The sequence below is a fragment of the Ruegeria sp. CDSB136 genome (assembly GCF_059610965.1).
The window spans coordinates 1-10,307 of sequence record NZ_JBXWOP010000044.1 but is presented as its reverse complement, the minus strand read 5'-3'; the positions used below and the strand labels follow the sequence as shown (position 1 = coordinate 10,307).

9 protein-coding genes are annotated in these 10,307 nt (G+C 55.0%); all 9 read right to left on the bottom strand.

Annotated features, from left to right (window positions below; all coding sequences use genetic code 11):
* Window positions 1-124 precede the first annotated feature (124 nt).
* The 9 genes from AC2FIR_RS23730 to AC2FIR_RS23690 all read right to left on the bottom strand — a co-directional run bounded on the left by AC2FIR_RS23730 (window position 125) and on the right by AC2FIR_RS23690 (window position 9,787).
* Window positions 125-1,813, bottom strand: a complete 1,689-nt coding sequence (locus tag AC2FIR_RS23730) for an ABC transporter ATP-binding protein (RefSeq protein WP_170612357.1) — start codon at window positions 1,811-1,813, stop codon at window positions 125-127.
* Window positions 1,810-2,724: an ABC transporter permease gene (locus AC2FIR_RS23725; protein ID WP_170612359.1), complete on the bottom strand. Its 915-nt coding sequence runs from the start codon at window positions 2,722-2,724 to the stop codon at window positions 1,810-1,812. The genes AC2FIR_RS23730 and AC2FIR_RS23725 overlap by 4 nt, the downstream gene beginning before the upstream one ends.
* The gene (locus tag AC2FIR_RS23720) at window positions 2,721-3,689 is read right to left on the bottom strand and encodes an ABC transporter permease (protein WP_496748023.1); all 969 of its coding nucleotides are present in this window, start codon (window positions 3,687-3,689) and stop codon (window positions 2,721-2,723) included. Before AC2FIR_RS23720 ends, AC2FIR_RS23725 begins: the two co-directional genes overlap by 4 nt.
* Entirely contained in the window at window positions 3,690-5,243 is a 1,554-nt protein-coding gene (locus AC2FIR_RS23715; RefSeq protein ID WP_170612363.1) for an ABC transporter substrate-binding protein, read from the bottom strand. It abuts the gene before it with no gap.
* 55 nt (window positions 5,244-5,298) lie between these two features.
* Window positions 5,299-6,876, bottom strand: a complete 1,578-nt coding sequence (locus tag AC2FIR_RS23710; RefSeq protein WP_480915396.1) for an ABC transporter substrate-binding protein — start codon at window positions 6,874-6,876, stop codon at window positions 5,299-5,301.
* 617 nt (window positions 6,877-7,493) lie between these two features.
* Entirely contained in the window at window positions 7,494-7,736 is a 243-nt protein-coding gene (locus AC2FIR_RS23705; protein ID WP_496763447.1) for a hypothetical protein, read from the bottom strand.
* 171 nt (window positions 7,737-7,907) lie between these two features.
* Window positions 7,908-8,444 carry a hypothetical protein gene (locus AC2FIR_RS23700; protein WP_496763443.1) on the bottom strand — a complete coding sequence of 179 codons (537 nt, stop codon included), beginning with the start codon at window positions 8,442-8,444 and terminating at the stop codon, window positions 7,908-7,910.
* Window positions 8,428-9,198 carry a hypothetical protein gene (locus AC2FIR_RS23695; RefSeq protein WP_282121546.1) on the bottom strand — a complete coding sequence of 257 codons (771 nt, stop codon included), beginning with the start codon at window positions 9,196-9,198 and terminating at the stop codon, window positions 8,428-8,430. The genes AC2FIR_RS23700 and AC2FIR_RS23695 overlap by 17 nt, the downstream gene beginning before the upstream one ends.
* 73 nt (window positions 9,199-9,271) lie before the next feature.
* Complete coding sequence (locus tag AC2FIR_RS23690; RefSeq protein ID WP_170555158.1) at window positions 9,272-9,787, bottom strand: DUF805 domain-containing protein; 516 nt, start codon at window positions 9,785-9,787, stop codon at window positions 9,272-9,274.
* Between the last annotated feature and the right edge of the window lie 520 nt (window positions 9,788-10,307).

Genomic DNA, 10,307 nt, shown 5'->3' with positions numbered 1-10,307 from the left:
GCGGAAAAACGCTTGATCAGGTGGCGCAGTCAGGCGACCTTAACGTCAGAACCCAGGCCACTTGGGGAATGTCGGTTCAAACAACTTCTTCTGAAAAAACCGATGCAAGACCAAGTCGGTAAAATTACGCCAATTGCTTTAGCCGGGGCATCAAATCCAAAAGTTCCCGTGTATACGGATGCTCTGGAGATACGAACAAAGAGTCCGTCTTCTGAACTTCAAGCAGCTTCCCATGACGCATCACGCCCACTCGGTCACACATCTGACGTACGACCGGGAGATCATGGCTGATAAAGAGCATAGTCAAGCCGAGGTAGTCTTGCAGGTCTTTGAGAATGTTCAGGATTTGCGCCTGAATGGACACATCCAGGGCGCTGGTCGGCTCATCACAGATCAGAAAACGGGGCTGAGTTGCAAGGGCGCGGGCAATACAAATGCGTTGCCGCTGCCCGCCGGAAAATTCATGTGGATACTTACGCCACGCGTCCTTGGCCAACCCAACCCAGTCAAGCAATTCGCGCACCCGCGGTTCGATAGCGGACTTGGGCAGGATTTTGTGGTGATGGATTGGCTCGGCCACGAGGTCCCCGACCCTCATTCGTGGATTGAGGCTGGAGAAAGGATCCTGAAAGATCATTTGAATTTGGCGGCGATAGGCCTGCAGGGCGTCTGCTCCCATGGCCGTCACATCCTGACCGTCAAAGATCACGCGGCCACCGTCCACTGGATACAGCGTGCCGATCATCCGCGCGACGGTGGACTTGCCAGAGCCACTTTCGCCAACAAGACCAAATACCTCACCATCGCGAATGTCGAAACTGACCTGATCGACGGCGGTGAAGTAACGCCGCTGCGATGGCAGCAGGCCGCCCTTTTGCAGGAACGTTTTCGTGATGTTCTCGACTTCAAGCAGCTTACCGGATTCTGACAACTCGGTTTTGTCCCAATGCGCCGCCAGATCATCAATCTTGAAGGTTCTTGCCCGCTCGCCATAGCTGACCACCGGAAAGCGTTCTACCTTGGTGTGAGGTCGTGGCACGGCGGCAATCAGGGATTTGGTGTAATCATGCGTGGGCGCGCCAAGGATCTGATCGGTCGTGCCGCTTTCGACCACTTGGCCGGAATACATGACGGTGACCGTATCAGTGGTGTCGGCGATAACACCCATGTCGTGCGTCACGAGGATTACTCCAACCTGACGCTCCTTCGCCAGTTCCTTGATCAGGTCCAGTACTTGCGCCTGAACGGACACGTCCAAGGCCGTTGTGGGTTCGTCCGCGATCAGGACGCTGGGTTCGGAGCACAAGGCCAAGGCGATCACAACCCGCTGGCGCATCCCGCCGGAAAACTGGTGCGGATACTGATTGAACCGATCCGCCGGGTCGGGGATGGAGACGCGGTCCAGCAGTGCAATGGCACGCTTTTTGGCCGCTGTTGCAGACAGGCCCAGGTGCAGTTGGATCGTCTCCACCAGTTGCTGACCCACTGTGAATAGCGGATTGAGCGAGGTCAGCGGGTCCTGAAAGATCATTCCGATCTCCTTGCCCCGGATTCTGCGCTTGTCCTCTGCATCCAGTTCGTCGATCCTGCGACCGTTTAGCCAGACCTCGCCCTCGGACACATGGGCCGGAGGGTCCAGCAGGCCGATCACAGCATTGCCGGTCATGGATTTACCAGCGCCGCTTTCGCCAACGACCCCCCGAATTTCGCCAGGATGCAGATCATAGGTCACGTGCTCCACCGGCTTGAAAACGCCGTGGCGGGTCGGGATTTCCACCGTCAGGTTGCGGATAGAAAGAACGGGATCAGTCATTTCAGCCTCGGGTTCAGAACATCGCGCAACCAGTCGCCCAGCAGGTTCACGCTCAACGCCAGCGCCAGCAGAGTGCAGGCCGGGAAGAACAGGATCCACCACTCGCCCGAGAACAGGAAACCCTGTCCGATGCGGATCAAGGTACCCAGCGAGGGTTGCGTAGGCGGCGCACCAACGCCCAGAAAGCTGAGCGTCGCCTCGGCAATGATCGCCAGAGCCAGTGAGATTGTTGCGATCACCAATACCGGTGACAGCACATTGGGCAGGATGTGGCGCAGCATGATCGTCAGTGGGCTTTGCCCGATAATGCGCGCGGCGGCGACATAATCCTTGTTCTTCTCAACCAAAGTCGCGCCCCTGACGACACGGGCGAACTGCACCCAGTCAGACAGGCCGATGGCAAGGATCAGCACCCAGATCGCCATCTGGTCGCGATACTCAACGGGTGTGACGCCCTTTGCGATACCAAAGATCAACATGGCCAGAAGGATCGACGGGAAAGTCAGCTGCACATCGGCCGTGCGCATGATGATCGTTTCGGTCCAGCCGCCGAAATAGCCGGACAGCAAGCCCAGAATGATCCCCAGAACCATGGCAAACAGAACCGCGGCCACCCCGACAAACAGCGAAATCCGCATCCCGTACAGGATGGTCGAGAACACATCCCGCCCCTGATCGTCGGTGCCCATAAGGAAGCTTTCACCGGTAAAGGCATTCGGCTCCATCGGTGGGGTGAAGCCATTCATTAGGTTCAGGCTGGACGGGTCAAACGGGTTCGTCGGCGCAATCAGCGGTGCCAGGATCGTTGCGAGGATCAGAACCAACGCGACCGCGGCCGATACCATGGCCACAGGCGACCGGCGAAAGGCGTAGAACTGGTCGCTGTCCAGAATGCGTCTTACACGACTCATGCGCTGACCCTCAGGCGCGGGTCGATGAATGCGTAGAGAATGTCGACCGCTAGGTTGATGGTGACAAAGATGACCGAGATCATCATCAGGTAAGCCGCCATGACAGGAATATCCACGAACTGGATTGCGTTGATAAACAGAAGGCCAAGGCCTGGCCACTGGAACACCGTCTCGGTGATGATGGCAAAGGCGATAATGGCCCCCAATTGCAGGCCGACGATGGTGATCACCGGGACCATCGTGTTTTTCAGTGCGTGGCGAAAGTTTATGGTCCGATCGCTCAGGCCACGGGCGCGGGCAAAGCGGATATAGTCCTGCCGGAGAACTTCCAACATTTCAGACCGCACCAAACGCATGATCAGAGTCATTTGGTATAGACCGAGTGTTATTGCAGGCAAAATCAATGCCTTAAGCCCGCTTGCGGTCAGCAAACCGGTGCTCCACCATCCCAGATCCACGACCTCTCCGCGTCCGAAACTGGGAAGCCAGCCAAGTTCGACCGAGAAGATATAAATGAGCAGGATGCCGATCAGGAAAGTGGGCAAGGACACCCCGATCAGTGAGGCCGACATGATGAAATTCGCCGCAAAGCCATCCCGCCTGATGGCGGTGAAAACGCCCAGGGCGATGCCAAGGACAATCGCGAACACAGCCGAGACGATCGCCAGTTCCAGCGTTGCTGGTGCGCGTTCAGACAAAATCTCGGCGACCGGGCGGCCCTGACGGAAGCTGACGCCAAAATTGCCCTGTACGGCCTCTTTCAGAAACTTCACATATTGCACCGGAAACGGCTGATCGAGGCCCAACTGGCTGCGCAGACGCTCCACATCTTCCATCGTCCGTTCCTGCCCCAGCATGTTGTCGATCGGGTCGCCGACAAAGCGGAACATGGAAAAGGCAACAAGGCCTACAACAAAAAGGACCAGCGCCGACTGGGCCACACGCCTGATAATGTATGACAGCATTTAGTTGACCGTGACCCAGCGCAGAAGGAAGAAGTTATCAGGCCGTTGCGTCAACTCGATATTGCTGCGCGCGCCCCAAACCAGCGGTTGGACGTAGAGGGGCACATAGGCCACTTCGTCCTGCAAGATACTTGCGACCTTATCCAGCATCGCCTGACGCTTGGTTTCGTCAATTTCGGACTGGATCATTGGCAGTAATTCATCCACGCGGGCGTTGGAGTAACCGCCAAAGTTCCAAGAGCCCAGTTTCTTTTCCTCATTGGGGGTCGAGGCGAGAAAACGCACCGGATGTTCGGCGTCGAAAGTCCCGGGCGACCATCCCAGCAGATACATGTCGAAATTGTCAGCCCGCAGTTCCGGCCAGTAGTTCTGAACGGGCATTGCATCGAGTGTTACTTTCAATCCAACCTGCGTCAGCATGGCTGTGATCGCCTGGCAGACGGACTCGTCATTCAGGTAGCGATTGTTGGAACATTTGAAGCTAACTTCAGCGCCTTCAGCACCGGCCTCAACCAGTAGCGCCTTCGCGCCTTCGGGGTCGAAGGCATACGGGTCCGCGTTTGCAACCGAGAACCCTCGCATTGCTGGGCTGACAAGTTGGCTCGCCACCTCGGCGTTGCCGCGCATGATGGTTTGCAAGATGGCCGGCACGTTGACGGCCTTGGCTACGGCCTCACGAACGCGCGGGTCACGGAACAGATCAGAACTGCCTTGCCCTGCTTCGCTTGCGCCCTCCTGCTGATCAAAGCCCAGCATGATAACGCGCGCTTCGATACCCTGAATGACCTTTACGTCCGGGTTCCCTTGCAACCGGGCGACGTCCTGAATTGGGACAGGATTGATAAAGTCCACATCACCCGACAGTAACGCCGCCAGCGCTGTTGCAGGATTCTGGATGGGCACCAGTTCAGCGCGGGTCAGGTTATGCTCTGCCTCACCCCACCAACCGTCAAATGGTTCCAGAACGGTGCGCAAACCCGGCTCTCGCGCAGTGACACGGAATGCGCCGGTGCCGTTGGCGTTCAGTGTCGCGTGGTTGCCAGCCTCTTTGTCAGGCAATGTGGCGTCATTCGCCTCGGCCCACCCGCTATCAAGGATCATCCAGTTGGCGATGCTGTCTGGAAAGATCGGATTGGGCGCGGTCGTCATGACATCAACGGTGTAGTCGTCGACCTTCACCACCTCGCTGACCGGAGCGAACCAGCTACGGGTATCCGAATTTTCATCCGAGGCACGCTGGTACGAGAATATCACATCATCTGCGTTGAACTCAGACCCATCATGAAACGTCACGCCTTCCCGCAGATTGAACCGCCAGCCTGCGCCGTCACCAATGGTCTCCCAGCTGGTCGCCAGCGCCGGTTCGATGGACATATCTTTGCCCCGACGGACGAGCCCTTCGTAGACGTTATTCAGAAACCCCAAAACGGGGGCGGAATTGACTGCATGCGGGTCCAGCGTTTGCGGGTCGGTCGTGACCGCAAACGTGAACTCTTCGGCTGATACGGGTAACGCAAGCGCACACATTAGCGCGGCAGTGGTCAGACGTCTCATAATAGCTCCCACATATGTGGCGGCGAGCCCCGCATCCCGAGGCCCGCCGCTCAGCTTAGTTCAGACCGAAGTGCTTCACCATGGGTTGATCCTCGGGATCGACCTCGATGGCCAGATTTTCAGCCATGCCCCAGTTCAGCACCTGATGGTGGATCGGGATGTACAGCTGCTCATCCTGCACTACACGCCAAATGTCGGCTATGTCCTGGTCGCGGGCAACAAGGTCTGTGTTTGAGGCAAGCGATTTGATCTTGGCGTCAAGCTCATCATCATTAAAGCCAGTGCCGTTCCAGGTACCGATGTCACTTTCACGGCCATGAACCAGGAAGTTGAAGATGTATTCCGAGTCGTATGTCGGAACGCCCCAGCCCAGCATGTAGAAGTCGGTCTTTCCATCGGTGATCAGCGGGAAATGTTGCGCCTTGGGTTTGGCATCCAGATTCACGGTAATGCCAATTTGACCAAGCATCCCGACGGCCGCCTGGCAGATACCTTCGTCGTTGATGTATCGATCATTGGGGCAGTCAAGACGGATTGAGAAGCCATCAGGATAGCCCGCTTCAGCCAGAAGCGCTTTTGCTGCTTCAACATCAGTACTGCTTTCGGCGTCCATATCAGCCGTCCAGCCGTTCACGAAGGGCGGTGCAATCATCCCGGCGGGTTGCGACTGACCGCGCATGACCACCTGCTTGATGGCATCGCGGTTGATCGCCTTGGACATCGCCTGACGTACGCGCACATCTGCAAGGGGGTTCTTGCCATCGACGTTGTCGGCTTCGATATCATTTGCGCCCTGGTTCATCCCGAAAAAGATCACCCGGTTCTGCGGCGCCTGTTTGACTACAAGGCCATCCGCAGCGTTTACCCGTTCCAAGTCCTGAACCGGCATGTCCTGAAGGAAATTCACCTCGCCGGACAGCATAGCCGCGACGCGCGTCGCGTTATTCTGGATGGGCGTGTAGATAATCTCGCTGATTGCCATTGGGAACTGATCGCGGCCCCAATAATCCTCGTTTCGCTGCATGACGGTCTTTACGTCGGGTTCGCGGCTGACCAGCTTGTAAGGACCAGTGCCGTTCACGTTAGTAGTCGCGAAGGTGATCTCGCCGCCTTCAAAATCCTGAACATCGACCGTGTTGTTCGCTTCGGTCCAGCCTTTGTCCATGATGAACAGGTCGGTCAGGTTTGCAGGCAGGATCGGGTTCGGACCGTCGGTCACGATCTCGACCGTATGGTCATCGACCGCGCGCACCTCGACAATCGAGTTGATCAGTTCTTTCATGTCCGAGTTCGGCTGTTTCGCGCGATTGATGCTGAACACCACGTCTTCTGCGGTAAGATCGGCACCGTCATGGAACTTCACCCCCTGACGCAGGTTGAACACCCAGACATTCGGATCGCTTTCGCTGGGGTTCCAGTCGGTGGCCAATGCGGGCTCGAACGCGCCAGATGTGTCGCGGATGATCAGAGGTTCGTACATCTGGTGGCGCACGGTATGGGTGGGCCCTTCGTTCTGCGAATGCGGATCAAGCGTCAGCGCATCGCCCGAGCGCGCCCAACGCAGGGTTTCGGCAGTGGCCAAAGACGTCGTCGTCATCAACAGCGCCAGTACGAGTATTGGTTTTTTCATCATTTTCTCCCATATTGCAGTCGTTTAACCGCATTGAATTCACGATACTGTGTCGCAAATTTCTGCGAACGTTATGGTTGTGGATAGCATACCAACCGCAAATGCATGTCAATCGTTCAACTCGGTGCTGAATTTCTAAACGTAAGCGACCCGGGACTTTAGGAGGACAGCCACTCTCCCAGAAAACATCGCATCAAGTGTCTATTACTTAGGCGAGACGAAAACAAACCGCAAAAATCAAGCTTCCCGTACCGATAAGAAAACCCAGATAGCGCTGACGGGAATTGCGCTTCTCAGAGGCTTGATAAGTGTTCGGTTTTAGAAGCGATTGCCACATTGCCCTAGTCTCGCTGCCAGATTTGCAATCCTCCCGAGGTGTTTTCGCCGCGTTTGCAAAGTGCACAAAGCGGTGGTTCGAGCAGAACACACCAACGGCAGATTAGTCCGCACTTCGGTCGTTCAGAAGATTTCAGCGAACGTCCGCTGCCACTCAATGCAGACCTTCAGGCGAAAGGCCTCGGAATGACCACCAACAATGACCGCTAAAGGCACTTGGAGAGCATCGTGTAGGCTGGGCTGACCAACTCGCAATAGTGCTGGAAGATGTAAAGCGCAGTGTTTCACAACATCCCGATGTCTTTGGGTGTGCGTTGCCCGTGATCGTACAGATCAAGCAAAAACTTGGCGGATTGCGCGTCTACACACGAAAATGCAATCGAAATATCCTCGATGAGCTGGATACGCGTGTCGACGAGATTGAGAAGACGTGTGAGCGGTGCGGAAATTCTGCCGGAATCCAATGCATCCAGGGCTATCTCACGACGCTTTGTTGCTGGTGCTACACCTAATGTAGGTGCGCTCATAACGCTGCATTCCCAACATTGATTTCATTGAAGAAAATCTTGGAAGATTGCCCATAACTCTGCGCGGTATTTGCGCATAACTTTGCACGATTTGCCCATAAGTGTGCGTGCCACAGAGAACCCATCGAACAAACCAGCTCCTATGGCTTATCTGCAATGCTCAAATGTAACTTATTCCCAATCGCCAGCAGACGAGCGCCACGTCTTAGCGTCCGCATCCCAAACACTGGCGGTGACGCAAGGCGTTGGGTTTATTCCGTCGCAATTGGATCCATGAATATCTGCCACCACAACACGTTGGCGCCCAAAATCAACGACCGTCCAGCCTTGATTGAGCAAGGAGTGCACCTTTTCGCTAACCCAAAAGTGCGACATGCATCCGCCAGTTCCGCAATATAGAGATGCGGCGCTTGAACACGCGAAACCAGACGCATTCAGAACCCAGTCGCGTTGTAGATCTCCGTCGAGATCGACCCTCTCAACCGCACCCCAATCTAAGTCAAACTGACCGTCGTTGAACTCAGCGCAGGCTTGTGCCGCCAGATCAACCTTTTCCCGCAAACCGATGGGAAGTTGCGAAACATCAGCCGCGACAGCTGGTGAGGTCCATACTAGACCAGAGGCCAGCACAATCTTGGAAACTAAACCTATCAATTGACGCGCTATTCGGGAAGCCGTTTGGAAGAAGGTATCAATTGCACTGATCATACCTGTAATCCCCGTATTCCAGCCAGTTTGCCGAGCCTTCGCTAAAAATCAGAAACTCGGACCTATCTTCCCCTAGCAGGGCGACAACAAATCCGGCCGGTGGCTCAAAGTTTCCGAAGTAGCTGTAGGCCGTCATGGCTCTGATTAACTCGCCGTTGACCGTTACTCGCGCGTCCCACTCTCCCTCCGGATTGTCCAAAACTATGGGTTCGATCACGCGTTTTATCGCTCCGCCACCACAATAGACGATGCCTTCGGGTGCTTCATAGGAGGCCCCCTGGCCAGTATCTGAATCGCATGCGGAACGAAGGGACCGAATTGCCGCGCTGGAACCTTTTAAGTCAAAGATTCCATAGCTGACATCTTGATCAATCATGGACAAATTGACTGATGCATTGGCCGCAAGCTGGTCCAGTACAAAACCATAGTCCTGCTGACCATCAAAACTGATCTCGACGGGATAATTGTCGACGATCTGTAAGGCAGCGTTTTCTGCGCCAACCTGAAATGCCCCAACTTCGGTGGTGCCGTTCTTCAAAAAACGAATGGAAAGCCCTTGCTTCTCCACAATGTCCTGGCTGTCCTCATATCCAGCTGGAGCAAACCGGATACGGTTACACTGAAGCTCCAGCGTCATATTTCCGGATTGAATGAATGCATTGGGACTAGGTCCGGAACTGAAGGACCACTCCGCCGATGCTGTGGTCGCCATTGCCATCATAAGCGTTCCAATGGAAATCGTCTTGAAACTCATTTTCTCTCTCCATGGTGTTGCGGTTCGCACTGTCGTTCAGCAGAAGTTCCAGCCAATTGCCCGGACAGCCAGATCAGGAAACAGGTTCGCCGTATTCGTTTGCGCCTTCTTGGGAAGGTCGTGTCAGCCACCAGATCATCAGAATGGACAGAACCAATTGAAGGATTGAGACAACAACGATACCGGTCACACCCAGGACGGCCGCAGGTCCTCGCAATGCATCGGGATTTTCGGTCCCTTGCTCCAATACTGAAAAGAACGCTACCCCACCCAGCATAACAAAAAGCGTTGTAATACTGAGCGCCATCGGCAGCAGCAAGTACCAGCCAGGTCGTCCTGTATCATGCAGCCTCCGCCAACCGGCGGCCAGCATAGGTATGAGAACGGCCAGTTGGAAAACAGAGGACAGAACCCGAGATCCCTGCCCTGTTTCAGGGTTGGTCCCGAATATGATCGTATCCAGCACAGCTAAACCAGCACTCACGACAACCACAAACAAGAAGAACCACCAATATTCTGAGCGTAAAGCCCGGCCGGAGAACTGGAAGTACTTCGAGAAACACGTTTTAACGGCTTCACCAAATCCCATCTTTCAATCCTTTTTCAGTTTCTGTGCGGCCTCAGAACGCCTCGCCGAGCCAAAAGATCACATTCGCCCTTATGGACGCTCCCACTTACCTTTTTGTTTGAAAGCAGAAGCCTATCGTACGGGAGCGTAGTGAATTTTGCGCGCGGAAAAAATATTGATTTATTAAAAATTAGATTCAAACATGCGAATTCGACACAACTTTATTTTACCTCGGTTGTTGTCGTTGCTGCTCGCTGTGCCGAGCCCTTCCGACTGCTGGAGTGAGTGCTGGCGGTCGGAAGGCACTTTACAATGATTGAGCGCTGGGAGGACGCGATGCTCAGACTAAACGTACTCGCCCTATTTCCAGAATTCGCTCGAGCTTTTGCCAGTGTCGTCATTCAGCTTTCACACGTTGTTGGCGGTCTCGGTAGTCAAAGTAAAATCGCTCTGCCCGCCAAGCCCCCCGCGACAAGTTGTTGGAAAGGGAAATCACTGGGTCGAAGTATGTTCCATAGCCTGCTCTGACGTGAGAACTTCA

What these genes read in the sequence shown, in the direction of transcription:
- AC2FIR_RS23730 (WP_170612357.1), bottom strand. Translation starts at nt 1,813, where the DNA reads ATGACTGATCCCGTTCTTTCTATCCGCAACCTGACGGTGGAAATCCCG.
- AC2FIR_RS23725 (WP_170612359.1), bottom strand. Translation starts at nt 2,724, where the DNA reads ATGAGTCGTGTAAGACGCATTCTGGACAGCGACCAGTTCTACGCCTTT.
- AC2FIR_RS23720 (WP_496748023.1), bottom strand. Translation starts at nt 3,689, where the DNA reads ATGCTGTCATACATTATCAGGCGTGTGGCCCAGTCGGCGCTGGTCCTT.
- AC2FIR_RS23715 (WP_170612363.1), bottom strand. Translation starts at nt 5,243, where the DNA reads ATGAGACGTCTGACCACTGCCGCGCTAATGTGTGCGCTTGCGTTACCC.
- AC2FIR_RS23710 (WP_480915396.1), bottom strand. Translation starts at nt 6,876, where the DNA reads ATGATGAAAAAACCAATACTCGTACTGGCGCTGTTGATGACGACGACG.
- AC2FIR_RS23705 (WP_496763447.1), bottom strand. Translation starts at nt 7,736, where the DNA reads ATGAGCGCACCTACATTAGGTGTAGCACCAGCAACAAAGCGTCGTGAG.
- AC2FIR_RS23700 (WP_496763443.1), bottom strand. Translation starts at nt 8,444, where the DNA reads ATGATCAGTGCAATTGATACCTTCTTCCAAACGGCTTCCCGAATAGCG.
- AC2FIR_RS23695 (WP_282121546.1), bottom strand. Translation starts at nt 9,198, where the DNA reads ATGAGTTTCAAGACGATTTCCATTGGAACGCTTATGATGGCAATGGCG.
- AC2FIR_RS23690 (WP_170555158.1), bottom strand. Translation starts at nt 9,787, where the DNA reads ATGGGATTTGGTGAAGCCGTTAAAACGTGTTTCTCGAAGTACTTCCAG.